The organism is Marivivens donghaensis (assembly GCF_011806565.1).
GTDB lineage: Bacteria > Pseudomonadota > Alphaproteobacteria > Rhodobacterales > Rhodobacteraceae > Marivivens > Marivivens donghaensis_A.
The window spans coordinates 89,134-112,914 of record NZ_JAATOP010000009.1; the positions used below are offsets into that span (position 1 = coordinate 89,134).

Annotated in this window: 24 protein-coding genes; 20 read left to right on the forward strand and 4 right to left on the reverse strand. The window is 62.0% G+C overall.

Features of this window, described 5'->3' with window-relative positions:
• Positions 1–56: 56 nt before the first annotated feature.
• Positions 57–917: a tRNA (adenosine(37)-N6)-dimethylallyltransferase MiaA gene (gene miaA, locus HCZ30_RS13255; protein WP_167638780.1), complete on the reverse strand. Its 861-nt coding sequence runs from the start codon at positions 915–917 to the stop codon at positions 57–59.
• Positions 918–1,063: 146 nt separating this feature from the next.
• Here miaA and pyrH point away from each other — a divergent pair, with 146 nt between their 5' ends.
• The 13 genes from pyrH (at position 1,064) to lpxB (ending at position 12,955) form a co-directional block, all read left to right on the forward strand.
• Positions 1,064–1,789 carry a UMP kinase gene (pyrH, locus tag HCZ30_RS13260; protein WP_167638781.1) on the forward strand — a complete coding sequence of 242 codons (726 nt, stop codon included), beginning with the start codon at positions 1,064–1,066 and terminating at the stop codon, positions 1,787–1,789.
• 48 nt (positions 1,790–1,837) lie between these two features.
• Positions 1,838–2,401: a ribosome recycling factor gene (gene frr / locus HCZ30_RS13265; RefSeq protein WP_167638782.1), complete on the forward strand. Its 564-nt coding sequence runs from the start codon at positions 1,838–1,840 to the stop codon at positions 2,399–2,401.
• 32 nt (positions 2,402–2,433) lie between these two features.
• Positions 2,434–3,162 (forward strand): polyprenyl diphosphate synthase, encoded by a 729-nt coding sequence (gene uppS / locus HCZ30_RS13270; protein ID WP_167638783.1) that lies wholly within the window; start codon positions 2,434–2,436, stop codon positions 3,160–3,162.
• A 1-nt stretch (position 3,163) separates the two neighbouring features.
• Positions 3,164–3,967 carry a phosphatidate cytidylyltransferase gene (locus HCZ30_RS13275; RefSeq protein WP_167638784.1) on the forward strand — a complete coding sequence of 268 codons (804 nt, stop codon included), beginning with the start codon at positions 3,164–3,166 and terminating at the stop codon, positions 3,965–3,967.
• Positions 3,967–5,133 carry a 1-deoxy-D-xylulose-5-phosphate reductoisomerase gene (dxr, locus tag HCZ30_RS13280; RefSeq protein ID WP_167638785.1) on the forward strand — a complete coding sequence of 389 codons (1,167 nt, stop codon included), beginning with the start codon at positions 3,967–3,969 and terminating at the stop codon, positions 5,131–5,133. The genes HCZ30_RS13275 and dxr overlap by 1 nt, the downstream gene beginning before the upstream one ends.
• A 3-nt stretch (positions 5,134–5,136) precedes the next feature.
• Complete coding sequence (gene rseP, locus HCZ30_RS13285) at positions 5,137–6,450, forward strand: RIP metalloprotease RseP (RefSeq protein WP_167638786.1); 1,314 nt, start codon at positions 5,137–5,139, stop codon at positions 6,448–6,450.
• Positions 6,451–6,534: 84 nt separating this feature from the next.
• On the forward strand, positions 6,535–6,690 hold the full coding sequence (locus tag HCZ30_RS13290; protein ID WP_167638787.1) for a hypothetical protein: 156 nt from the start codon (positions 6,535–6,537) through the stop codon (positions 6,688–6,690).
• Between the two features lie 101 nt (positions 6,691–6,791).
• Positions 6,792–9,125, forward strand: coding sequence for an outer membrane protein assembly factor BamA (bamA, locus tag HCZ30_RS13295; RefSeq protein ID WP_246212813.1), 2,334 nt, complete (start codon positions 6,792–6,794; stop codon positions 9,123–9,125).
• A gap of 6 nt (positions 9,126–9,131) precedes the next feature.
• On the forward strand, positions 9,132–9,698 hold the full coding sequence (locus HCZ30_RS13300; protein WP_167638789.1) for an OmpH family outer membrane protein: 567 nt from the start codon (positions 9,132–9,134) through the stop codon (positions 9,696–9,698).
• Positions 9,699–9,778: 80 nt separating this feature from the next.
• Positions 9,779–10,243, forward strand: coding sequence for a 3-hydroxyacyl-ACP dehydratase FabZ (gene fabZ / locus HCZ30_RS13305; RefSeq protein WP_167638790.1), 465 nt, complete (start codon positions 9,779–9,781; stop codon positions 10,241–10,243).
• Positions 10,243–11,025, forward strand: coding sequence for an acyl-ACP--UDP-N-acetylglucosamine O-acyltransferase (lpxA, locus tag HCZ30_RS13310; protein ID WP_167638812.1), 783 nt, complete (start codon positions 10,243–10,245; stop codon positions 11,023–11,025). Before fabZ ends, lpxA begins: the two co-directional genes overlap by 1 nt.
• On the forward strand, positions 11,025–11,813 hold the full coding sequence (locus tag HCZ30_RS13315; RefSeq protein ID WP_167638791.1) for an LpxI family protein: 789 nt from the start codon (positions 11,025–11,027) through the stop codon (positions 11,811–11,813). The genes lpxA and HCZ30_RS13315 overlap by 1 nt, the downstream gene beginning before the upstream one ends.
• Positions 11,810–12,955, forward strand: coding sequence for a lipid-A-disaccharide synthase (gene lpxB, locus HCZ30_RS13320; RefSeq protein ID WP_167638792.1), 1,146 nt, complete (start codon positions 11,810–11,812; stop codon positions 12,953–12,955). Before HCZ30_RS13315 ends, lpxB begins: the two co-directional genes overlap by 4 nt.
• Before the next feature lie 75 nt (positions 12,956–13,030).
• Here the strand turns inward: lpxB and mnmA are convergent, their stop codons facing one another.
• Positions 13,031–14,170, reverse strand: a complete 1,140-nt coding sequence (gene mnmA, locus HCZ30_RS13325) for a tRNA 2-thiouridine(34) synthase MnmA (protein WP_167638793.1) — start codon at positions 14,168–14,170, stop codon at positions 13,031–13,033.
• Between the two features lie 129 nt (positions 14,171–14,299).
• On the opposite strand from mnmA, the gene HCZ30_RS13330 reads away from it, so the two are divergent.
• From HCZ30_RS13330 to HCZ30_RS16760, 5 genes are all read left to right on the forward strand, one after another.
• Entirely contained in the window at positions 14,300–14,593 is a 294-nt protein-coding gene (locus tag HCZ30_RS13330; RefSeq protein WP_167638794.1) for a DUF1153 domain-containing protein, read from the forward strand.
• A 77-nt stretch (positions 14,594–14,670) separates the two neighbouring features.
• Positions 14,671–15,384, forward strand: coding sequence for a response regulator transcription factor CtrA (ctrA, locus tag HCZ30_RS13335; RefSeq protein WP_167638795.1), 714 nt, complete (start codon positions 14,671–14,673; stop codon positions 15,382–15,384).
• Positions 15,385–15,476: 92 nt separating this feature from the next.
• Positions 15,477–17,744 (forward strand): NAD-dependent DNA ligase LigA, encoded by a 2,268-nt coding sequence (gene ligA / locus HCZ30_RS13340; protein WP_167638796.1) that lies wholly within the window; start codon positions 15,477–15,479, stop codon positions 17,742–17,744.
• Positions 17,741–19,831 (forward strand): ATP-dependent DNA helicase RecG, encoded by a 2,091-nt coding sequence (gene recG, locus HCZ30_RS13345; RefSeq protein WP_167638797.1) that lies wholly within the window; start codon positions 17,741–17,743, stop codon positions 19,829–19,831. Before ligA ends, recG begins: the two co-directional genes overlap by 4 nt.
• A gap of 108 nt (positions 19,832–19,939) precedes the next feature.
• Positions 19,940–20,062, forward strand: a complete 123-nt coding sequence (locus HCZ30_RS16760; protein WP_281352637.1) for a hypothetical protein — start codon at positions 19,940–19,942, stop codon at positions 20,060–20,062.
• A 206-nt stretch (positions 20,063–20,268) separates the two neighbouring features.
• Here HCZ30_RS16760 and HCZ30_RS13350 read toward each other — a convergent pair whose 3' ends face one another.
• Positions 20,269–21,657 carry a methyl-accepting chemotaxis protein gene (locus HCZ30_RS13350; protein ID WP_167638798.1) on the reverse strand — a complete coding sequence of 463 codons (1,389 nt, stop codon included), beginning with the start codon at positions 21,655–21,657 and terminating at the stop codon, positions 20,269–20,271.
• A 97-nt stretch (positions 21,658–21,754) separates the two neighbouring features.
• Entirely contained in the window at positions 21,755–22,195 is a 441-nt protein-coding gene (locus HCZ30_RS13355; protein WP_167638799.1) for an iron-sulfur cluster assembly scaffold protein, read from the reverse strand.
• Between the two features lie 68 nt (positions 22,196–22,263).
• Between HCZ30_RS13355 and hisI the strand changes: the two genes are divergently transcribed.
• Entirely contained in the window at positions 22,264–22,623 is a 360-nt protein-coding gene (gene hisI / locus HCZ30_RS13360; RefSeq protein ID WP_167638800.1) for a phosphoribosyl-AMP cyclohydrolase, read from the forward strand.
• 206 nt (positions 22,624–22,829) lie between these two features.
• Complete coding sequence (locus HCZ30_RS13365; protein ID WP_167638801.1) at positions 22,830–23,780, forward strand: class I SAM-dependent DNA methyltransferase; 951 nt, start codon at positions 22,830–22,832, stop codon at positions 23,778–23,780.
• The last annotated feature ends 1 nt before the right edge of the window (position 23,781 follow it).

A 23,781-nucleotide genomic window follows, 5' to 3' on the forward strand; every position in this document is an offset into this window, starting at 1 on the left:
TTCGACCAATCAACGGTTTTGATTCGCACCTACAAAACCGTTGTAAACTTGCCGCATCAGGGCAGGGTGACGGGCTGCCATTGTTTCATTCTGTTACGGAACCACGTGCGCTGGCGCTTGGCGTACTGGCGCGAAGCCGTGACGGCAGCATCGCGGGCGTCCTCCAGCGTCAACGCACCTTGGAGGTGGGCGATCATCTCGGGCGCGCCGATGGCTTTGGAGGACAGATAGCTCGGGTCCCATTGGGGCAGCATGGCGCGGGCTTCGTCCAGCGCGCCGCCCTCCAGCATCAGATCGAAGCGACGACCGATGCGTTCGTTCAGCCAATCAACATCGGGCCGCAGCACCAGCGCGTGCGTGTCCGAAGCGGGCAGCAGCGGCGGCGGGGTGTCGTCCTGCCAGTCGGCAAGTGGGCGGCCCGTGGCGGTCAGCACCTCCCACGCGCGCTGCACGCGCGGGCGGTTGTTGGTGTCGATACGCGATTTGGTTTTCTCGTCCAGCGCGGCCAGCAGGTCGGGCAGGGCGATCAGATCGCCCTCTGCGCGGACCTCGGGCGGGGTCGCGGGGATTTCCACCAGCCCTTCGGTCAGCGCCATGAAGTAAAGCCCCGTCCCGCCAACGATGATTGGGCGCTCTCCGCCCAGCAGAGGGGTCACATCGCGCAGCCAGTGCCCCGCCGAGTAGGGCTGATCGAAGGGCACATGGCCGTAGAGTTTATGCTCCGCCCGTGCCAGATCAGAATCATCTGGACGCGCCGTCAGGATGCGCCAGCCGCTAAACACCTGTAATGCATCGGCATTCACGATCACGCCGCCCTTTTCCTCAGCGATGCGCAGCGCCAGTTCGGACTTGCCCGAGGCAGTCGGTCCCGCAATGAGAACAGGCTTTTCAGCGGATATTTGGTCGATCAGTGACACGAAATGCGGCAACCTTTCCTAGATGCTGTGCAGGTTTTACAGAGAATTCATACAACCTGCCAATTTCCGGCGATACCGCCATTGCCCTTTTGCGCCTTTTGCGACATTTTCCACGCCGATCAAAGGACCAGCGCGAGGATAGAGCCATGACCGACGGCAAGGATGTGAAATTCAAACGGGTCATGCTCAAAATATCAGGGGAAGCCCTGATGGGCGACGGCCAGTTCGGCCTGAACCCGCCGACCGTCGAGCGCATTGCCCGCGAAGTCAAATCGGTCCACGACCTCGGCGTCGAGATCTGCATGGTCATCGGCGGAGGTAACATCTTCCGCGGCCTACAGGGCTCCGCTCAGGGCATGGAACGCACCACCGCAGACTACATGGGTATGCTTGCGACCGTGATGAACGCGCTGGCGATGCAGTCCGCGCTCGAAACGCTCGGCGTCTTCACCCGCGTCATCTCGGCCATCCCGATGGATCAGGTCTGCGAGCCCTACATTCGCCGCCGCGCGGTGCGTCACCTCGAGAAAAAGCGCGTGTGCATCTTTGCCGCCGGCACCGGTAACCCTTACTTCACCACCGACACCGCATCGGCGCTCCGTGCCAACGAGATGTCCTGCGAGGCGATCTTCATGGGCAAGCAGGTCGACGGTATCTACGACAGCGACCCCAAGAAGAACCCTGACGCGAAGCGCTTCGACCGTATCTCCTACGACGAGGTTTTCCGCCAGAATCTCAAGGTGATGGACGCTTCGGCGATTGCGCTGGCCCGCGACAACAACATGCCGCTGATCGTGTTCAGCCTCGACGAGCCGGGCGGTTTCCGCGGTATCCTCGCGGGTGAAGGCACCTATACAACCGTGCACCGTTAAGGTTATAGCAGTCCGAACCGAAGAATACCCCCGAGGGGAGCAGAAAGTATGTCCGAAGATTTTGAACTCGACACCGACGACCTGACCCGCCGTATGGACGGCGCCATTTCCGCGCTGCGCACCGAATTCGCTTCGCTGCGTACGGGCCGTGGTTCGGGCTCCATGCTGGAGCCGATCCAGGTCGAAGCCTACGGCACCATGACGCCGATCAACCAGCTGGGCACCGTCAACGTGCCCGAGCCGCGCCTCGTGACCATCAATATCTGGGACAAGGCCATGGTCGGTAAGGTCGAAAAGGCCATCCGCGAGTCCGGTTTGGGCATCAACCCGCAGCTCAACGGCACCATCATCATGCTGCCGATCCCCGAGCTGAACGAGGAACGCCGCCGCGAGCTGACGAAAGTCGCAGGCCAGTACGCCGAACACGCCCGCGTTGCGATCCGCAACCTGCGCCGTGACGGTATGGACCAGATCAAGAAGGCCAAGAACGACGGTCTTTCGGAAGACGACCAGAAGTTCTGGGAATCTGAAGTTCAGGATCTGACGAACAAGTACGTCAAGCAGGTCGACGATCTTCTGGAGACCAAGCAAGCGGAGATCATGCAGGTATAAGACCTGCATGTTTCGTGGCGAGGGACTCCAGTATGGACGGACATTTGGAAACTGACCAAGACGGTCCGCGCCACGTCGCGATTATCATGGACGGCAATGGCCGCTGGGCGCAACAGCGCGGGCGGCCCCGTCTTTTCGGGCATCAGGCCGGTGCAAAGCGTGTCCGCGATATCGTCGAGGCTTGTCCGGAAAACGGCGTAAAATACCTCACGATCTTCGCTTTCTCGACCGAGAACTGGAAACGCACCCAGACTGAAGTTGCCGGTCTGATGAAGCTCTTCCGCATGTATATCCAGCGCGAAGCCCGCGCTTTGCTTCAGGCAGGCGTGCGCGTCCGTTTCATCGGTGACCGCGTCAAGCTGGAGCCGAAGCTGGTCACGCTGATGGACGAGCTGGAGCTACTGACCTCGAACAACGACGAGTGTCACTTGACGATCGCGCTGAACTACGGCGGCCGTGATGAAGTGACCCGTGCGGCCCAGCGCCTTGCCTATGAGGTGGAGCAGGGGAACCTGACCCACAAGGACGTCGACGCCGAAACGCTGTCGCGTTTTCTGGACACCCGCGTGCTTCCCGACCCCGATCTTGTGATCCGGACTTCGGGCGAAGCGCGTATTTCGAATTTCCTTCTGTGGCAGTCGGCCTATTCTGAATATGAATTCGTCGATACGCTCTGGCCTGACTTCACGGCCGAAGAGTTCGGCAAGGTCGTCAGGAACTACGCCAACCGCGAACGTCGGTACGGCGGAATCAAAGGCTAAGATGCGCGAACGTGTCAAAAACAAATGGCGTGACCTCGGGCCACGCGTGACTTCGGGCATCGTGCTCGCAATCATCGGCGGTGGCGCACTGGTCCTCGGACATTTCGTCTTCCTGCTCTTCATCTCGATTTGCGCGGGTCTGATGATCTGGGAAATCTACCGCATGGGCCATCCGCTCGCGAACCTGCGCGCCAAGGCGTTCGGCGTTGTCGGCGGCATCACGGTGTTCCTGTGCGTACTGATCCCGTTCGGCGCGGAGGGCGTGATCTTCGCGCTGCTGGCCGCCGCGATTTTCGCCACGATCAAGCGCGACCGCCTGTGGTTGTCGCTTTATGCCTTCGGGGTGCTTTGCGCTTGCGGTGCGATCTGGATGCTGCGTGAGCTCTCGCTCCCCTACACGCTGTGGCTCGTGCTCGTAGTCGTGATGTCCGACATCCTCGGTTATTTCGTCGGCAAAAGCCTCGGCGGTCCGAAGTTCTGGCCCGCGATCAGCCCCAAGAAAACATGGTCCGGCACCATCGGTGGCTGGATCGGCGCGGCGGTGATCGGCTGGGCGTTCTCGCAAGGCTCGTTCGTCGCAGTGATCGTGCTCATGTTCACGTCGGTGTTTATGGCCTTTGCGGGCCAGCTCGGCGATATTGCCGAAAGCGCGCTAAAGCGTCGGGCAGGGGTCAAGGACAGCTCGGCCCTCATTCCGGGGCATGGCGGTCTGCTTGACCGGTTCGACGCGCTGATGGCCGCAGCACTGGTCCTCGCGGCTTATGTCGTGATCATGGAGCCGTTTATCACGTCGAAGGGATATTGATGAGACGTGTGTCCATTTTCGGCGCAACGGGAAGTATCGGACAGAACACGATCGACCTGATTGCCCGCGCTCCGCAGGAATACGATGTGGTCGCGCTGACGGGTGCCCGTAACATTGCGCAACTGGCAAAGGACGCGATACGGCTGAACGCCGATTTCGCTGTGACCTGCCACGAAGAATTATTGCCCGACCTGAAAGACGCGCTGGCTGGAACTGGCGTTGAAGCCGCCGCAGGTGCGGACGCGATGCGCGAAGCGTCCCAGCGTCCCGCCGATTGGGTCATGTCCGCGATTGTCGGCGCCGCCGGTCTGCTACCGGGACTTGAGGCGCTGAAACAGGGCGCGACGCTGGCGCTGGCAAACAAGGAATCCCTCGTGACCGCAGGTCCGCTGCTGATGCAGACCGCGGCCGAGCACAACGCCACCGTTGTTCCCGTGGACAGCGAGCACTCCGCCGTGTTCCAAGCCCTCGTGGGCGAAGATCTGTCTGCCGTCGAGCGCGTGATCATTACGGCGTCAGGCGGTGCGTTCCGTGATTGGCCGATGGAGAAACTGGCTACCGCCACGGTCGAGCAAGCCTCCACCCATCCTAACTGGGATATGGGTCAGCGGATCACCATCGACAGCGCGTCGATGTTTAACAAGGCGCTGGAACTGATTGAGACCAAAGAATATTTCGGCGTTCACCCCTCGCAGATCGAGGTGCTGGTGCATCCCGAAAGCCTCATTCACGCGATGGTCGGCTTTAACGATGGCGCGCTGATGGCCCACGTCGGGCCTGCCGATATGCGCCACGCGATCGGATACGCGCTGCACTGGCCGGAGCGCCGCAAGCTGCCGGTCGAGCGTCTGGACCTCGCCAAGATCGGCCAACTGACATTCCGCGCGCCCGACGATGCGCGCTACCCCGCGCTTGCGCTTGCGCACCGCGTTATGAACGAAGGCGGCCTGTCGGGTGCGATCTTCAACGCCGCGAAGGAACGCGCGCTCGACGGGTTCATCGCAAAGAAAATCGGGTTCCTCGACATGGCACAGGTCGTCGAGCGGACAATGGACACTATGTCGCCCTCGACTGATCGCACAAATGCCCACGGGATTGATACGATCATGCAAGCAGACACCGAGGCCCGCGCACGCGCCACGGAAATCATGGAGACGATGGATTAACAGATGACCAGCTTCCTGCCCAATTTCGGTAACATCGCTCTGGCCATCCCTGCCTTCGTTATTGCCCTGTCGATCATCGTGGCGATCCACGAATACGGCCACTACATCGTCGGTCGCTGGAGCGGCATTAAGGCGGACGTTTTCTCGCTCGGCTTCGGTAAGGTCCTGTTTTCGCGCGTCGATAAGCACGGAACTCAGTGGCAGCTCGCCGCGATCCCGCTTGGCGGCTACGTCAAATTCCGCGGCGATGCGAACGCGGCCAGCGTCAACACCAGCGATGTGGGCGGGCGCGATACGATGCTCGGCGCGCCGCTCTGGGCGCGGTCGGCGACCGTTGCTGCGGGGCCGATCTTCAACTTCATCCTGACGGTCGTCATTCTGACGGGCCTTGGACTGTGGTCGGGCAAAGCGATGGATCCGCTGACCCTGCGCACGGTGCCCGAACTGCCCGTGACCTATCTGCAAGAGCTCGAAGCGGGCGACCAGATCATCGCGGTCGAGAACATGGACGCCCGCTCGGTCGCCCAGTTCGCCGCCGCGCTTGACGATCTGCCGCTGGAGCCTTCGCTGACCTACACCATCGTGCGCGATGGCGAGGAGATGCAGGTCGAAGGCCCGTACCCGCAGACCACCCGCGTTATGAGCCTGACCCAGAACGGCGCCGCGCGTGAAGCCGGTGTTCTCGAAGGTGACGTGGTGACCGCGATCAACGGGCAGGAGGTCTTTGCCTTCAGTCAGCTCATGGAGCTTGCAGGCGCGTCCGATGGCGAGCCGCAGGTTCTGACGCTCTGGCGCGATGGCGGCGTGATCGACATCACCGTCACGCCCGACCGCCGCGACCTGCCCACCGAGGACGGGTTCGAAACCCGCTGGCTGCTGGGCATTTCGGGCGGCATCTTCTTCGAGCCGGTCACCGAAACCCCCGGCGTGTTCGAAGCCATCGGCAACGCATTCGAAGGTCTATGGTACATCATCGACCTGTCGCTCACGGGCATGAAGTACATGATCCTCGGTGAAATCTCGACCTGTAACCTTTCCAGCCCCATCGGCATTGCAGAGGCGTCGGGTCAGATGGCGGCGGCAGGACCGGTCGATTTCATCCAGTGGATCGCGACCCTTTCGGCGGCGATCGGCCTGATGAACCTCTTCCCGATTCCCGTGCTCGACGGCGGCCATCTGGTGTTCTTCGCTTACGAGGGCATCACCGGCAAACGTCCGAGCGATGGCGCGATGCGTGTGCTGATCGTCGTGGGCCTTGGCCTCATCCTGTCGCTGATGCTGTTCGGCATTCTGAACGACGCTTTCTTCTGCCGCTGATAAATCCGCCGACCTTCGTGCAGTGCCGTAAATTCGCCCAATTCGGGGAATATACGTTCGCTGTAGTGTAAGGAGGCAATGGATATGGCTTATATCACCGCCGGATATGATCGTCTGTCGTTTCTGGCCCGTCTGAATTGGGACAGGTTCCTGTTTGCGGGGGCTGTGCTCGTGGCGCTGGTGGCTGCGAACTACCTCGGAAACGAGCTGATCGAGATGGCTTGGACCGACCTTCACTAAAGCCCGCCCAGCGCACCCGAAAGGGTGCGTTGTTGTTTTGACAAGGCCCGTCATTCTGGATAGGTCAGAAGCTGACTGTTTTGTCTGGACTGGCTGGATTGATGCGATTTTTTCCCAACGATAAGAAACCGGCTTCGGCCAAAACCCTGCTTCGCCTCACGGCGGCCGCGCTGATCGGTCTTTCGACCATCCAGACGCCGGTCTTCGCGCAGAGTTTCTCGGTTGGAAATATCGCCGTTCAGGGCAACCAGCGTATCCAGACCGGTACGATCATCGACTACCTCGAACTGCCCGCTTCGGGCGCTGTTTCGGCTGGCGACATCAATGACGCCGCCCAGCGTCTGCGTGCGACCGGCCTTTTCGAAAGTGTCGACGTCGTCACCCAAGGCGGCGGCCTCGTTATTCAGGTTGTCGAACGCCCGACCGTTTACCGCATCAACATCGAGGGCAACCGCCGCCTGTCCGATGACGAACTGTTCGGTCTGGTCTCGGCCACCGAGCGCCGGATCTATAACGCCGACGACGTTGCAGCCGACGCGCAGCGCATGGCCGAAGCCTATGCCAACGATGGCCGCATCAATGCCGTCGTCACTCCGCGCATCATCCGTCTGCCCGACAATCGCGTGAACGTGGTTTATGAGGTCGTCGAAAGCGGCGTGACCGAGATCGAGCGCATTGCGTTCACCGGCAACAACAGCTTCTCCGACCGCCGTCTGCGCGGTGTTCTGGAAACCAAGCAGGCCGGTATCCTGCGCGCCCTGATCGGCCGTGACACCTACGTCGCCGACCGCGTTGAATTTGACAAACGCGTGCTCACCGATTTCTACCAGTCGCGCGGCTACGTGGACTTCCAGATCCTCGACACCGACGTGACGCTGGCGCGCGAGCGTGACGCCTACCTCATGACCTTCAGCATCGAGGAAGGTCAGCAGTTCAATTTCGGCAACATCACCGTCACCAGCGATCTGCCCGAAGTCGATGTCGCCTCGTTCCAAGAGGTTGTGCGCACCCGCAGCGGTTCGACCTACACGCCGCTCGACGTTGAAAACGACATCGCCCGCATCGAAGAACTGGCCGTCCGTCAGGGCCTCCAGTTCGTTCAGGTCGAGCCGGTCGTCACCCGCGATGACCGCGGTCTGCTGATCAACGTCGATTTCCAGCTCAAGCGCGGCCCGCGTATCTTTGTCGAGCGTATCGACATCGAAGGCAACAACACCACGCTCGACCGCGTTGTGCGCCAGCAGTTCCGCGTTGTCGAAGGCGACCCCTTCAACCCGCGTTCGATCCGCCAGAGCGCCGAACGTATCCGCGCCCTCGGTTTCTTCTCGAATGCCGAAGTGAACGCGCGTCAGGGCTCGTCCGAAGATCAGGTCGTCATCGACGTGAACGTGACCGAACAGCCGACCGGCTCGCTGTCGTTCGGTGCGAACTACAATACCGACAACGGCGTTTCGCTGCTGGCTTCGTTCCGTCAGGCGAACTTCCTTGGCCGTGGTCAGGCGCTGAACGTGTCGATCTCGACCGCAAAGACCAACAACTACCTGACGCTCAACTTCTCGGAACCGTATCTGCTGGGCCGTGATGTCGCGTTCGACTTCGACTTCAGCTACCGCGCAACCAACCGCGAGAGCGCCGATTACGACACCACCCGTTTCAACTTCCAGCCGGGTCTAACGTTCAACGTCTCCGACCGTGGCCGCCTGAACACCTATGTGCTCAGCAACTACGCCGAAATCCGTGACGCCAACGCCGCCGAGGTTTCGCCCTACGTGCTGGCCGATGAAGGCGGCGTCTGGACCACCGGTGTCGGCTATAACTACTCGTGGAGCAGCGCTCGCGACGGTCTCGACGAAAAGACGACCTACAGCTTCCGCGTCGGTCAGGAGTTCGGCTTCGGCGATGCGAACTACATCGAAACCACCGCACGCGCTTCGGCGGAAACCAAGGTCCTGAACGAAGACCTAACCCTCCGCGCCACGATCGAAGGCGGCCTGCTGCACTACAGCGACGGCGACAGCCGCATCATCGACCGCTTCAACCTGAGCAGCCGCCAGATGCGCGGTTTCGAACAGTACGGCCTCGGCCCGCGCTACTACGACGACAGCGATCCGAACAACGTCATCAACGACGCTCTGGGCGGTGAAGCCTACGCGGTTGCCCGTCTCGAAGCCGAATTCCCGCTCGGCCTGCCCGAAGAGTACGGCATCTCCGGCGGTGCGTTCTATGACTACGGCTCGCTCTGGGACCCGGGTTTCGACTGCGCGAGTGATCCGAACGTCTACTACTGTGACTTCACCCCGCGTTCGGTCGCAGGTCTGTCGATGTTCTGGGACACGCCGATTGGTCCGCTGCGTTTCGACTTCACTGAAGCGCTCCAGACCGAAGAGCTGGACCAGACGAAGTCCTTCGACGTTTCGATCTCGACCCGTTTCTGATCCCTCATGTTGCGCATCGCCGCATATCTCCTGATCGCCGCGCTCTCATCGGGCGCGGCATTCGCGCAAGAACAGCCGCAACCGCAGTCGGTGCCGCTGGCCACCGTCGCGATTATCGATGCCGATCAGGTGTTTACAAATTCGCGTTTTGGGCAGCGGGTGCTGGACGATATCCAGCAGCAGACCGACGCGCTCGAAGCCGAGAACGCCCGCATCGCCGACGCGCTGACCGAAGAGGAAAAGAGCCTCGCCGATCGCCGCGAACTGATGTCGCCCGAAAACTTCCGTGACGCCGCCGATGCGTTCGACGAGCGTGTTCAGGGCATCCGCGTGGCCCGCGACGCCAAAGAAGAGGCGCTGAAACAGCAACTCGCCAACGCCCGCGCGGCCTTTGATGATGCGGTGCGTCCGATCCTCGGCGAGCTGATGCAGGAACGCCGCGCGACTGTGCTGATGGCCCGCCGCGATGTGATCCTCTATTTCGGCTCCGCCGACATTACCGCGCCCGCCATCGCGCTCATTGACGAGCGTCTCGGTGATGGCAGCGATCTGACCGAACCTGCCGCAGAGTAACGCCTCGCGCTTGCCCACAGAGGGGCGAGTTGGTACTGAACCCGCAAGTTACAGACTGTCCCGCCATAAGGACCAATAATATGACCGACGCCGTCACCACCGCCGATATCGCCCTGATCCAGCGCATTATTCCGCATCGCTACCCGTTTCTGCTGGTAGACAAGGTCGTCGATATCAACGGCACCCAGTCCGGCAAGGGCATCAAGAACGTCACCATGAACGAGCCGCACTTCACCGGCCACTTCCCCGATCAGCCGGTCATGCCGGGCGTTCTGATCGTCGAAGCCATGGCGCAGACCGCTGGCGTGATGGTCGGTGCCGCTCTGGGCATGGCCGACAAGAACATGAAGGTCTACTTCATGGCTATCGACGGCGTAAAGTTCCGCCGCATGGTCGTTCCGGGTGATGTTCTGGAAATGCAGATCGAAACCACCCGCGGCAAACCGGGCGGCAAGGTCTGGAAATTCAAGGGCGTTGCCACAGTTGAAGGTGAAATGGCCGCCGAGGCAGAGTTCACCGCAATGATGGACATGAACGCACAATGATCGCCAACATCCACCCCAGCGCCGTCATCGAGGATGGAGCCGTTATCGGCCCCGATTGCATCGTCGGTCCGTTCTGCCTCGTCGGGGCAGAGGTCGTGCTGGGGCGGGGCGTTGTCCTGAAATCCCACGTTGTCGTCACTGGCGACACGCATATTGGCGACGAAACCGAAGTGTTTCCGTTCTCCGTCATCGGTGAGATCCCGCAGGATCTGAAATTCGGCGGCGAGAAAACGCGTCTGCGCATTGGCGCTCGCAACCGCATCCGCGAGCATGTGACGATCAACACCGGCACCGCAGGCGGCGGCAGCGAAACCCGCATCGGCGACGATTGTCTGCTGATGGCAGGTTGCCACGTTGCGCACGACGCGCAGGTCGGCAACCGAGTCATCATCGTGAACAGCTCGGCCGTCGCAGGACACTGCCATATCGAAGACGACGTGATTATCGGCGGCCTCTGCGGTATCCACCAGTGGGTACGCATCGGGCAGGGCGCCATCATCGGCGCGCTGACCATGGTGACGAACGATGTCATCCCGCACGCACTGGTCCAAGGTCCGCGTGGCAAGCTCGATGGCCTGAACCTCGTCGGTCTGAAGCGCAAGGGCGTGGCCCGTTCGGACATTACCGCGCTGCGCGCCGCGTTCCAGATGCTTAAGGACGGCGAGGGCACGTTCCTCGACCGTGCGCACCGTCTCAAGGACGAGACCGAGAGCCCCTACGTCAAGCAGATGGTCGATTTCATCCTCGGCGATACCGACCGCAACTTCCTGACGCCGTCCTGATGATCGCGATTGTCGCGGGCACGGGTGCTTTGCCGTCGGCGCTGGTTTCGGCGCTGATGGAGCAGGGGGCGCGACCCCTCATCTGCGCGATTGCGGGGTTCGAGCCGACCGTGCCTGCGGAATTGGAGCGGATCGATTTCCGTCTGGAAACCCTCGGCACGCTGCTGGAAACGCTGAAAACGAAGGGCGTCACTGACGTCTGTTTCGCTGGCGCCGTCCGCCGCCCCGAGGTTGATCCTGCCGCCATTGACGCGCTGACCCTGCCGCTGGTGCCGCGTATCCAGCAGGCGCTCCAACCCGGCGACGACAGCGCGCTCCGCACGATCATCGGCATCTTCGAAGAACACGGCCTCACCGTCCGCGCCGCCCACGATATCGCGCCCGATCTACTGCCGCCCCACGGCGTGCTGACCAATGCAAGCCTGACCGAGAACGCAGAGACCGACGCCGCCTTCGCCGCCAGCCACGTCGCCGACATGGGCCGCCGCGATGTGGGGCAGGCGTGCGTAGTGCTGAACGGCGCTCTGATCGCGGAGGAAGGCCCCGACGGCACCGACGCGATGATCCGCTCTTTGACCTCCGAAGGCATCCTCTTCAAAGCCCCCAAGCCCGATCAGGACCGCCGCATCGACCTGCCTGTCATCGGCCCCGACACCGCGCAGAACGCCGCAGACGCGGGCCTCGGCGGCATTGTGATCGAGGCGGACGGGGTCATGGTCATGCATCTGCCGAGCGTCCTCGATATTCTCAACCAAAACGGCATGTTCCTCTGGGTGCGTAACACATGAAGGTCTTTATCCTCGCAGGTGAACCCTCCGGCGACCGCCTCGGCGGCGCGCTGATGGCGGGTCTCAAGGAGCTTTGCCCCGACGTGACCTTTGCGGGCATCGGCGGCGAGATGATGCAGGCCGAGGGCCTCACCAGCCAATTCCCGATGGAGGAACTGTCGGTCATGGGCATCGCCGAGGTGCTGCCCAAATACTTCCACCTCAAGCGCCGCATCCGCGAAACCGCCGATGCCGTTCTGGCGCAGAAACCCGACGTGATGATCACCATCGACGCGCCCGATTTCTCGCTGCGGGTCGCGAAACTGGTGAAGGAAGCGTCAAACATCCGCACCGTCCACTACGTCGCCCCGACCGTCTGGGCGTGGCGTCCGAAGCGGGCGCAGAAGATGGCCAAGGTCATCGACCACGTCCTTGCGCTGTTCCCGTTCGAGCCGCCCTATATGGAAGCCGCAGGCATGGACTGCGATTTCGTCGGCCATCCCGTCGTCACCGAACCCCAAGCGACAGAGGCCGAAGCGCAAGCCTTCCGCGCCGCCCATAACATCGGTGACGCCCCGCTGGTCCTTGTCCTGCCCGGATCGCGGACCGGAGAGGTCACGCGCCTCGCCCCGATCTTCGGCCCCGCGATTGCAGAGGTCGCCAAGCAGAAACCGGACGCCAAATTCGTCCTCCCCTGCGCCCGCCATGTGGCACCCAAGGTCGCCGAACTCACAGCCGACTGGCCCGTCAAACCGATCCTGCTCGACCCGAACCAAGGCAGCACGCCGGAGGATAAACGCGCCGCGTTCCGCGCCGCCGATGTAGCGCTCGCGGCATCGGGCACGGTCTCGCTCGAACTCGCCGCTACCGACACGCCGATGGTGATCGCCTATAAATTCAACGCGATCACCCAATACCTGATCGAACGCATGGCCCTGATCGACACTTTCACGCTGGTGAACCTCGTCAGCGACACCCGCGCAGTGCCAGAATTCGTCGGCAAAAACTGTCTGCCCGAAAAGATCGCCCCCGCGATCCTCCAGACCCTGGCAAACTCGCAGCCCCAACAGGCCGCCATGGCCACGACTATGGACCGCCTCGGCAAAGGCGGCGAAAGACCCGGTCTCAGAGCCGCCCGCGCTATCCTCGCGCGGATGCCCTGATTTCATTCTGACAAAAATACCTCGGGGGAATTGGCCGCAGGCCAAGGGGGCAGAGCCCCAATGAAAAAGGGCGCCTCAGCGCCCTTTCCAGATCCAGCCACCACCAAGGATGCGGCTGCTGTCATTCTCGTAGAACACACACGCCTGACCCGGCGAGACACCTTCTTCCGGCGTCAGCAGTTCCACTTCCGCCTCGGTTGCCGAGATCGGACGCAGGATCGCGGGCGCGGGCGGACGGGTCGAGCGGACCTTCACCGAAATCTCACGCTCGCCGCTGTCCATGAAGTCGCCGTTGCCCAGCCAGTTCACTTCGCGGATCGGCACGGTGCGGGTCGCCAGCAGCTCTTTCGGACCAACGACAACGCGCTTGTTGTCCACGTCCAGCTTCACGACATAAAGCGGATCAGCAAGGCCGCCGATACCCAGACCGCGGCGCTGACCGATGGTGTAATGGATGACACCGCGGTGTTCGCCCAGCACATTGCCGTCCTGATCGACGATCTCGCCGGGCTCCGCCGCACCGGGGCGCAGTTTTTCGATGACCGAGGCGTAGTTGCCGTTCGGCACGAAACAGATGTCCTGACTGTCGGGCTTGTCCGCAACGGGCAGCCCGTATTTCGCGGCCAGCGCACGGGTCTCGGCCTTCGATTTCAGATGCCCCAGCGGGAAGCGCAGGTAGGACAGTTGCTCGGGCGTGGTCGAGAACAGGAAATAGCTCTGGTCACGGTTCGCATCGGCGGCGCAGTGCAGCTCGGGCCCGATCTCGCCATCGAAGCGCTGGATGTAATGGCCGGTCGCCATACAGTCCGCGTCGAGGTCCTTGGCCGTTTGTAGCAGGTCCTTGAACTTCACACGTTCATTGCAACGGATGCAGGGCACGGGCGTCGCGCCGGCCAGATAGCTGTCCGCGAATTCATCGATCACCGCTTCTTGGAAGATGTTCTCGTAATCCAGCACGTAGTGCGGGAAACCCATCTGCTCGGCCACGCGGCGCGCGTCGTGAATATCGCGGCCCGCACAGCAGGCGCCTTTTTTCGCAAGCGCCGCGCCATGGTCGTAGAGTTGCAGCGTCACGCCGACAACGTCGTAGCCTTCTTCGGCGAGCTGCGCGGCAACAACCGACGAGTCAACGCCGCCCGACATGGCAACAACCACGCGGGTTTCAGAAGGCGGCTTGGCAAAGCCCAGCGAGTTCAGCGGGTGATCGAGGGACATCTTCGACTCCGGTCCAGTAAAGTCCGACGGAATATATGAAAATGCGAGGTACTCTCAAGGGGCGGTTTCACCCCTCATTAAGCCGTGATCGCACAATGTGCTGCAAGATAGCGAACATAAGGGGTAAAAATGTTTCTCAAAAAGCCGATGGGTCCGCGCGCCGTGACGTTGCCGGACGGCCGAAAACTAACGCGTGGTGACCTTCCCGCACCCGACATCAGCCGCTGGGTCGCCTCCCGCAAAGCACTCGTGGTGGAGGCTGTGGTCTATGGCCTGCTGACAAAATCAGAGGCGGCGGAGGTCTGGAACCTGTCCGAGGCGGAGCTCGACGAATGGGTCAGCGCCCACACCATGCACGGCGCGAAGGGGCTCCGCACAACCGCGCTACAAAAATATAGACAACCTAAAGGGGAGTGTGCATAAATATTTCGTACAGTAACGAGAAATTAACCAGTGTGCGGGTAGACAAAGGAAGGTAACCAACTAACGGAGGACAGCGGATGCGTGTTCTACTTGTCGAGGATGATCCGACGACGGCCAAGAGCATCGAGATGATGCTGACCCATGCTAACCTGAACGTCTACACGACGGACCTGGGCGAAGAAGGCATCGATCTGGCGAAGCTTTACGACTACGACATGATCCTCCTCGATCTGAACCTTCCCGACATGAACGGCCATGAAGTGCTGCGCCAGTTGCGCCTCGGCCGTGTCGAAACCCCCATTCTGATCCTCTCGGGCGAAGACGGCACCGAAAGCAAACTGCGCGGTTTCGGCTTTGGCGCGGACGATTACCTGACCAAACCCTTCCACCGCGAAGAACTGATCGCCCGCATCCACGCCATCGTGCGCCGCTCCAAGGGCCACGCGCAATCGATGATCCGCACCGGCGCGATCAACGTCAATCTGGACGCGAAGACGGTGGATGTCGGCGGAAAGCCCGTGCATCTGACCGGCAAGGAATACCAGATGCTGGAGCTTCTCTCGCTCCGCAAAGGGACCACGCTGACCAAAGAGATGTTCCTCAATCACCTCTATGGCGGCATGGACGAACCCGAGCTGAAAATCATCGACGTCTTTATTTGCAAGCTCCGCAAGAAGCTGGCGACCGCGACGGGCGGCGAAAGCTGCATCGAAACCGTCTGGGGCCGTGGCTACGTGCTGCGCGATCCCGAAGCGATGGAAGACACCCCGCAACTGGCCGCCACTGCATAAAATTCTGCGCCGGACTCTCTGGACGGCCCCATGGTCGCCCCCTAGAACGTTTACAGAACCGCGCGGCGGTTCGTGAAAGTCGGGGAGCCCTCATGAGCCAGCAAAACCAGTCCGATCCGTCGCAGATTGCCGTGCCCGACCTTACCGAAGAGGCCGCCCGCGCCGAACTTTCGCGGCTGGCTGACCAACTGGGCAAGGCAAACGCGGCCTATCACACCGAGGACGCGCCCGTTCTTTCGGACGCCGACTATGACGCGCTGAAGCGCCGGAATGCTGAGATCGAGGACCGTTTCCCCGATCTGAAGCGCGATGACAGCCCCTCCGAACAGGTGGGCGCCGCGCCGTCCGATGGCTTCGGCAAGGTCCAGCACCGCGTGCGGATGCTCTCGCTCGCTAACGTGTTCGAGGATGAAGACGTCACCGATTTCGATAGCTCGGTGCGCAATTTCCTCGGTCGCAAGGAACCCGTTGCGTACACAGCCGAACCGAAGATTGACGGCCTTTCCCTGTCGCTCCGCTATGAAAACGGAGTGCTGATGCAGGCTGCCACGCGCGGCGACGGCTCCGAGGGCGAGAACGTCACCGCCAATGCCATGACCATCGCCGACGTGCCGCATACACTGACCAGCGCGCCCGAAGTGCTGGAGGTCCGCGGTGAGGTCTACATGAGCCACGCCGATTTCGCAGCGCTCAACGAACGCCACGCAGCGCAGGGCGGCAAGACCTTTGCCAACCCGCGCAACGCTGCTGCTGGCAGCCTTCGTCAGCTTGATCCCGAAATTACCCGCGCGCGCCCGCTGAAATTCTTCGCCTACGCATGGGGCGAGGTTTCGGAGCCGCTGGCGGACACCCAGATTGGCGCGATCGAACGGCTTGCTGCGCTGGGGTTTGCGACCAACCCGCTGACCCACCTGTGCGAGACCAAAGAGCAGATGCTGGCGCATTACCACAGCATCGAAGAACAGCGTGCCACGCTCGGTTATGATATCGACGGCGTGGTTTACAAGGTGAACGACCTCGCGCTGCAACAGCGCCTTGGGTTCCGCTCGACCACGCCTCGTTGGGCGACCGCGCATAAATTCCCCGCCGAGCTGGCCTGGACCCGTCTTGAGGCTATCGACATTCAGGTCGGTCGCACTGGAGCACTGTCGCCCGTGGCGCGCCTCCAGCCCGTGACGGTCGGCGGTGTCGTGGTCTCCAACGCCACGCTGCATAACGAAGACTACATCGCGGGCGTCGATTCAAACGGCGAGCCGATCCGCGGCGGCAAGGACATCCGCGTCGGCGACTGGGTGCAGGTCTACCGCGCCGGTGACGTGATCCCCAAGGTTGCGGATGTGGACCTCAGCCACCGTAAGGACGATGCGCAACCCTATGAATTCCCGCATGTTTGTCCCGAATGCGGGTCGGAAGCAATCCGCGAGGAAGGCGACTCCGTCCGCCGCTGCACGGGCGGTCTCGTATGTCCTGCTCAGGCCGTTGAAAAGTTGAAGCATTTCGTGTCCCGTAGCGCCTTCGACATCGAAGGCCTCGGCAGCAAACAGATCGAGATGTTCTACGTCGACGAAGTTCTGCCGATCAAAGAGCCTGCCGATATCTTCACGCTGGAAGAGCGCGACGCCAAGCAACTTGCCAAGCTGAAGAACCGCGATGGCTTTGGCGAAAAGAGCGCGAATAAGATTTTTGAAGCTATTGATCAACGGCGGAAAATCGAATTCGGGCGGCTGCTCTTCGCGCTCGGTATCCGCCATCTGGGCGAGGTTGCGGGCAACGATCTGGCGCGCCATTTCATGACGTGGGACGCGCTGGTCCAGACGGTCGAAGCCGCGATCCCCGCCGCCGAACGCCAGAACAAGGCCGACGAGGCCGTGGCCGCCGAACGTGCTGCCGCTGCCGAAGAAGGCCGCCGCGCCAAGGTCACCGACGTGCGCAAACTGATCGAGGCCGAAAACCCGATCGAGGACAGCGCCGTGGCCGCGTGGGACGAGATGGTGAATATCAACGGCGTCGGCGCGGTGCTTGCGCAATCGCTCATCACCACCTTCGCGCAGCCGCAGGAACGTGCGGTGATCGACCGCCTGATGGAGCACCTCACAGTGATCGCGCCCGAACAACAGGCGACCGAAAGCCCCGTTGTCGGCAAGACTGTCGTCTTCACCGGCTCGCTGGAAAAGATGACGCGGGCCGAAGCAAAGGCGCGGGCCGAAGCGCTTGGGGCCAAGGTCTCGGGCTCGGTCAGCAAGAAAACCGATCTCGTCGTCGCCGGTCCGGGTGCGGGCTCGAAGGCCGAAAAGGCCGCCGAGTTAGGCATCGAGACCATTGACGAGGACGCGTGGTTGGAGTTGATCGCGGGCCTATGAGCGGTCGGCCGGAAATCCTCTGGCCGCTGTTTGGCGAGCTGAGCAAGCTCGACGGCGTGGGCCCGAAAACCTCGGCTTTGTTGGAGGCGACGGGCATCGAGCGCCCGCGCGATATGCTGTTCACGCTGCCCTATAGCGGCGTTGATCGCCGCACCCGCGCCACCACGTTGGAGGTCACGGCGCCCGCGACCTGCACGGTCGAGGTCGAGGTTCTGAGCCACACGCCCAACCGCCAGAAGGGCCGCCCGTACCGCGTGACTGTCGAGGACGCGCAGACGACGTTCCAGCTCGTGTTTTTCCACGCGCGCGGCGACTATCTGACCAAGGTTCTGCCCGTCGGCGCGCGCCGCGTCATCTCGGGCAAGCTAGAGCGGTTCGACGGCGTGGGCCAGGTGGTGCACCCCGATTTCATGCTGCCCGCCGAGGACGCGAACACGATCCCGAGCTTCGAGCCCGTCTATCCGCTCACGGGCGGCATCACGCAGAAACTCATGTGGAAGGCCACGCGGTCGGCGCTCGCGCTGGCGCCCGATCTGCCCGAATGGATCGATCCCGAGCTGAAAAAGCGCGAGGAATGGCTGTCGTGGCGCGATGCGCTGGCCAAGGTGCATTCGCCGAGCTCGATGGACGATCTGTCCGCCTACGACAAAACGCGGCAGCGGCTGGCCTATGACGAACTGCTGGCGCACCAGCTGACGCTCGCCGTGGCGCGGGCGAAATCGCGGCGGTCCAAGGGCCTCGTCAATCGCGGGAACGGCGCGCTGCAAAAGCGCGTGCTGGCCGCGCTGCCGTACAAACCGACCGGTGCGCAGTCCCGCGCGGTGACGGAGATCGCCGCCGATATGGCCGCGCCGATCAAGATGAACCGCCTGCTGCAAGGCGACGTTGGCGCGGGCAAAACTCTGGTCGCGTTGATGGCGCTGCTGGTCGCGGTCGAGGCCGGCGGGCAGGGCGTGATGATGGCGCCCACGGAAATCCTCGCACGGCAGCACCTTGAGGGGTTGAAACCGCTCGCAGAAAGCGCGGGCGTGGTGATCGAACTGCTCACGGGCCGCGACAAAGGCAAGGAGCGGCAGGCGAAACTGGCCGCTCTGGCCGAGGGTAAGATCCATATCCTCGTCGGCACGCACGCGGTGTTCCAGAAGGACGTGTTCTTCCACGATCTGCGCCTCGCGGTAGTTGACGAACAGCACCGTTTCGGCGTCGCGCAGCGGATGGAATTGGGCTCCAAAGGGCAGGCGGTCGACGTCCTCGTGATGACCGCGACGCCGATCCCGCGCAGCCTCGCGCTGACGCAATACGGCGATATGGACGTGTCGGTGCTGGACGAAAAACCGCCCGGACGGACGCCTGTGACCACCGCGCTCGTCAGCACGCAGCGGATGGAGGAAGTGGTCGACCGCCTCCGCAAAGCTGTGGCCGAGGGGCGGCAGGCGTATTGGGTCTGCCCGCTGGTCGAGGAGAGCGAGGTCTCCGATATGACCGCCGCAGAGGAGCGGTTCAAGCGGCTCCGCGCGATCCTTGGCGAAGGCGTCGTGGGGCTGGTTCATGGCCAGATGCCGCCCGCCGACAAGGACGCGGCGATGGCGCGGTTCGTGGCGGGCGAGACGAAGGTGCTGGTCGCGACGACCGTCATCGAGGTGGGCGTGAACGTCCCCAACGCGTCGATTATGGTGATCGAGCGGGCGGAGAGCTTCGGCCTCGCGCAGCTTCACCAGCTACGGGGGCGCGTCGGGCGCGGATCGGCGGCGTCGACCTGTCTGCTGATGTACCAGCCGCCGCTGAGCGAGACCGGCAAGCGCCGTCTGGAGATCCTGCGGGAGACCGAAGACGGTTTCCGCATCTCCGAAGAAGACCTCGCCATGCGGGGTGCGGGCGACGTGATCGGCACGGCGCAATCGGGCCTGCCACGCTTCAGGATCGCGGACCTCGAACGGCAGGCATCGCTTATGCAACTGGCGCAAAGTGACGCCCGCAAACTGCTGCACGACGATCCCGATCTGACGACAGAGCGCGGAAAGGCCGCGCGTGTTCTCCTTTGGCTCATGGAACAGGACAAAGCTATCCGCCTGATTTCAGTGGGATAAATCCTGACGTTCCGAAATGTTCACAAATGTTCTTAAAAAGTTCTTTATCGAATCATAGAACTATGAGAACAAAGTGGCAACACAAACGCCAAACAAGGAGCCGACGACATGGCAAAGGATATCAAATCCCTCATCACCCGTTCTCCGCAGACGGTTCTTTCGGATGTTGCAGGCGTCGCGGCCATCGCCGTGATGTTCTACGCAGCGATGGTTCTGCCTGGTGTTTTCTGACTTTGAATACGTGTTTCGTGCCGGTCGGTTCCGTCACCAGTTTGCCCCTGGTCTGACGTGACTGCCTGCCTGTCCCGAGATGCAGTCTAACGGATCCCTGCCTCTTCCGTTTTTCTCACCGACCGGATTCCCACACGCAACACGCACTTACCGCCGCCATCCAAGGGGATGAGCGGCGGTTTCTTTTTTCCGGTGATCGCGCGGGATCAGATCGTGTAGGCGAAGCGCAGACCGCCCCAGTGTTTGCCTTTGACAATGATCGGAGCCGAGAGGTCCTTCATCATCTTGAACTCACCGCCACCCATATCACGGCGATAAACTTGCAGCAGGAACGGCTCGCGGCTGCGGCCCGCCTTCAGACCCACGCGGTCGTTGAAGATGCGGCGGTTGCGGCAGTGCGCGGTGTTCCAAACAGGGTCGGGGCCTTGGGGCAGAGAGAATTTCGCGTTGTGCGTCGGCAGGTAGCCGTTGTCGTCGACGGCGGCGCAGAACACCACGCGCTGATCGAAATACGCGGCCGCCTCGAGGTACTGCGGCAGAACGCTGTCGGTGAACCGCGTGAAGCGGGTCATCACCTGTTCGGGGTTGGAGTTCGGCACCGGCGTGTAGTTGCGGTCGAAAAGATCGTCGAGGCGGATGGTCCCGCGATCAACGGCGTCCTCGAATTTCTTGCTAATGGTCTGGGCGAGATCGCGGACGTAGTTGATGAACCGCTGGTCCTGCGAGGCGCCGCCGCCAAGGATGCTGAGGCGCACGATTTCCTCGCTGTCGTCGACCAGCGCGTTGATGCGGTCGCGGCTTTCCTCGACGCCCTCGGCGGTTTCGGCAGCGGCTTGGCTGATCGAATGGAAGGCGGGGCCGAAGGAGCCGATGGACTGTGAAATCCGCTCCGCTTCGCCGGACATGGCGTGAGTGGTGTTGACTGTGCCTTGCATCTTTTCGGACACGGCGGACATCTTTTGGTCGGTCTTCTCGACCTCCTCGATGACGTGGCTGGCCTTTTCCTGCACGCCGGTCGCTTCCTTGCGGAGCGCGGCAAAGCTCTCGCCCATTTTCTCGACGCTTCCGGTGACGGCGTCGGCGGCGCTGGTGGTGCTGGCGGACAGCTCGTTGATCGCATCGGCGACAACGGCAAAGCCCTTACCGAAACGGCCCGCGCGGACGGCTTCGATCTTGGCGTTGATGGCGAGGATATTCACCTGACGGGCGATCGAGGTGATTTCCGCGTTCTGACGCTCCACCGAACGGAGTGTATCCACGACTTCGCCGATGCGTGTGTCGAGCGCCTTTACCCAGTTCGCGATCTCGCGGCTGCCTTCGTTGCTGATGCGGGCGCTCTCGATGCTCTCGTTGAGGGCTGCGAGGTTGCTGTTCGCATTGCCTGCGACGGTCTGGATCGCCTCCTGAACGGAGTCGTTGATTTCCAGAATTTCGCGCACGCGGGTTTCCAGCGCGGTCATCTCGTCCTGCTGCTCTTTCGCAGCTTTCCCGATTTCGTCCAGCGCACCGGCGACATCAACAATGCCTGACGCCATGCGGGAGCCGACTCCCGAAACCTGATCAAGTACGCGCGTAATATTTTCGACTTTGGTCATCACTATCCTGCCACGTTGACGCCCCTTGATTGCAAGGGACATACCAAGCCTCCCCCTCGGCAAAGCCTCGGAGACTGTGATCGACCAAATTCCTCCCTCAGGCCTCGGCTTGCGCCGCTGCCTCTACCGTTGCGTCGAATGCCAGCAGGATCGACGCGTGACGGTTCTTGTATTCACGAGCGGGAAGCAGAACCTCCAACTCGCCGAACGGAGCCGCCGGAACGGGACCGTCGTCTTTGAGCATAGCGCGGAGCTCGTCCCGCGCTTTTTCAATCTCGGCCCGTGTACGTCCGATCACGGTCCCACCCATGATCGCCGCCGAGGCTTGACCCAATGCACATGCTTTAACGTCCTGACCGAAGGAAGTTATAACGCCGTCCTGCATTTTTACGTCCACAGTCACTGTTGATCCGCACAAAGGTGCGCGTTTCTTCACGGTCGCATCGGGATTTTCCAGTCGCTCGGTCAGCGGCATGTCCGCCGTGAGGGCTAGAATGCGGGAAGAATAGAGTTTGACGAGATCGGACGTGTCGGACACTTTGATTTCCCTTTTGCGCAGGTCTGCCATAGATAGGCCACAAGCTGCCGTAGGAACAGGGATAGCCGATGCCTTTTGATGCTGACAGTCTGAAATACAACGAAAACGGGCTCATTCCCGCCATCGCGCAGGACGCGGAGAACGGCGATGTGCTGATGATGGCTTGGATGAACGCCGAGGCCGTGCGCAAGACGCTGGAGACCGGCCGCGTGACCTACTGGTCCCGTTCGCGCCAGTCGTTCTGGGTCAAGGGCGAGAGCTCGGGCCACGTTCAGGAGCTGGTCGAGTTCACGTTCGACTGCGATTGCGATTGTATCCTCGTGAAGGTCCGCCAGACGGGACCGGCCTGCCACACCAATCGCCGCAGCTGTTTCTACCGCGCTGTTCGCGGCGCCGAGGTGGTGGAGTTGATGCAGCCGGAGGTCTGAGGGGGCAGGGCGAGGAGGGGCGCTGCCCCTCTTGACCGTTGGCCAATTCACCCCGGGATATTTTTTGCACAAAGGCATCATGCGGGTGCTTGACGGAAATTCACGCGCGGATTACCTGCCCGCTGCAACGCGGATTTTGGCGTTGTTCCGCATCTGCTAATGGCGATTTGGGGCCGGTCGGCAGAGCTTTTCTGAAAGTTCGGTCAATGGTTGGAACGCCATTCTCCTCGGGTCATCCGCTTGCGGATCGTCGTGCTGATTTTGCTGCAACTATGGCGGCGGGTGCTGCGTGGGTTGATGCTGCGGAAGTCATGTCCTCTGCGCTGGAGCTTGCGCCCGATTGGGCGGCGGGTTGGTATCAGCTTGGCGACTATTTCGAGAGTGCATGTGATGCGGAGGCTGCGGCAACGGCGTGGCGCAAGGCCATCGAACTCGAGCCGGGCGACCCATTCGGGGCGGGGCTGAAGATTGATTTGCAGCGGGCTGTGCCTGTTGTGGAGACAATGCCGACGGCGTTCGTGGAGACCCTGTTTGATCAATATGCGCCACGTTTCGAGGCGTCGTTGGTGGGCAAGCTGGATTATACAGGGCCGGATGTGATCATGCGGGCGCTGACCGAGGTTGGTTTCGAGCGGGCCAGCAGCGCGATCGACCTTGGATGCGGGACAGGGCTGATGGGCGAGGCGCTGCGGGAGCGGTGCGATTGGCTCGGTGGCTATGACGTTTCGCAGGAGATGCTGAAGCAGGCGGCGCGCAAGGGGATTTACGATTTCCTCGGCAAGCAGGATCTGTGTGCGCTGGAGGTGTCCGATCTGCGTTATGATCTGATCGTGGCGGCGGACGTGTTCATCTATGTCGGTGCGCTGGAGCGCGTTATCGGATGGGCGGCGAATAGCCTCGCGCCGCGCGGGCAGGTGGCCTTTACGGTCGAGCGCGGGGAGGCTCCGCTGGAGCTGCGCGAGAGCCGCCGGTTCGCACATTCCGAAGAATATGTGCTTGGCGTGCTGCGCAATGCGGGGTTCAAGTACATCACGCTAACCGATTGCGTGTTGCGCAAGGATCGCGGCGTGGATGTAAAGGCGTTTTGCGTCGTCGCAAGCATGGAGCCGCTGGTGTCACGGTTCGATCGCGATGGCGGAGAAGTCGTCGCGGCCTGAT

Coding starts and splice junctions, on each gene's coding strand:
- HCZ30_RS13350 (WP_167638798.1), bottom strand. CDS start 21,657: ATGACCAAAGTCGAAAATATTACGCGCGTACTTGATCAGGTTTCGGGA.
- HCZ30_RS13290 (WP_167638787.1), top strand. CDS start 6,535: ATGGCTTATATCACCGCCGGATATGATCGTCTGTCGTTTCTGGCCCGT.
- HCZ30_RS13300 (WP_167638789.1), top strand. CDS start 9,132: ATGTTGCGCATCGCCGCATATCTCCTGATCGCCGCGCTCTCATCGGGC.
- frr (WP_167638782.1), top strand. CDS start 1,838: ATGTCCGAAGATTTTGAACTCGACACCGACGACCTGACCCGCCGTATG.
- rseP (WP_167638786.1), top strand. CDS start 5,137: ATGACCAGCTTCCTGCCCAATTTCGGTAACATCGCTCTGGCCATCCCT.
- fabZ (WP_167638790.1), top strand. CDS start 9,779: ATGACCGACGCCGTCACCACCGCCGATATCGCCCTGATCCAGCGCATT.
- HCZ30_RS16760 (WP_281352637.1), top strand. CDS start 19,940: ATGGCAAAGGATATCAAATCCCTCATCACCCGTTCTCCGCAGACGGTT.
- hisI (WP_167638800.1), top strand. CDS start 22,264: ATGCCTTTTGATGCTGACAGTCTGAAATACAACGAAAACGGGCTCATT.
- ctrA (WP_167638795.1), top strand. CDS start 14,671: ATGCGTGTTCTACTTGTCGAGGATGATCCGACGACGGCCAAGAGCATC.
- lpxB (WP_167638792.1), top strand. CDS start 11,810: ATGAAGGTCTTTATCCTCGCAGGTGAACCCTCCGGCGACCGCCTCGGC.
- ligA (WP_167638796.1), top strand. CDS start 15,477: ATGAGCCAGCAAAACCAGTCCGATCCGTCGCAGATTGCCGTGCCCGAC.
- mnmA (WP_167638793.1), bottom strand. CDS start 14,170: ATGTCCCTCGATCACCCGCTGAACTCGCTGGGCTTTGCCAAGCCGCCT.
- recG (WP_167638797.1), top strand. CDS start 17,741: ATGAGCGGTCGGCCGGAAATCCTCTGGCCGCTGTTTGGCGAGCTGAGC.
- HCZ30_RS13330 (WP_167638794.1), top strand. CDS start 14,300: ATGTTTCTCAAAAAGCCGATGGGTCCGCGCGCCGTGACGTTGCCGGAC.
- uppS (WP_167638783.1), top strand. CDS start 2,434: ATGGACGGACATTTGGAAACTGACCAAGACGGTCCGCGCCACGTCGCG.
- HCZ30_RS13315 (WP_167638791.1), top strand. CDS start 11,025: ATGATCGCGATTGTCGCGGGCACGGGTGCTTTGCCGTCGGCGCTGGTT.
- dxr (WP_167638785.1), top strand. CDS start 3,967: ATGAGACGTGTGTCCATTTTCGGCGCAACGGGAAGTATCGGACAGAAC.
- HCZ30_RS13365 (WP_167638801.1), top strand. CDS start 22,830: ATGGTTGGAACGCCATTCTCCTCGGGTCATCCGCTTGCGGATCGTCGT.
- pyrH (WP_167638781.1), top strand. CDS start 1,064: ATGACCGACGGCAAGGATGTGAAATTCAAACGGGTCATGCTCAAAATA.
- bamA (WP_246212813.1), top strand. CDS start 6,792: ATGCGATTTTTTCCCAACGATAAGAAACCGGCTTCGGCCAAAACCCTG.
- HCZ30_RS13275 (WP_167638784.1), top strand. CDS start 3,164: ATGCGCGAACGTGTCAAAAACAAATGGCGTGACCTCGGGCCACGCGTG.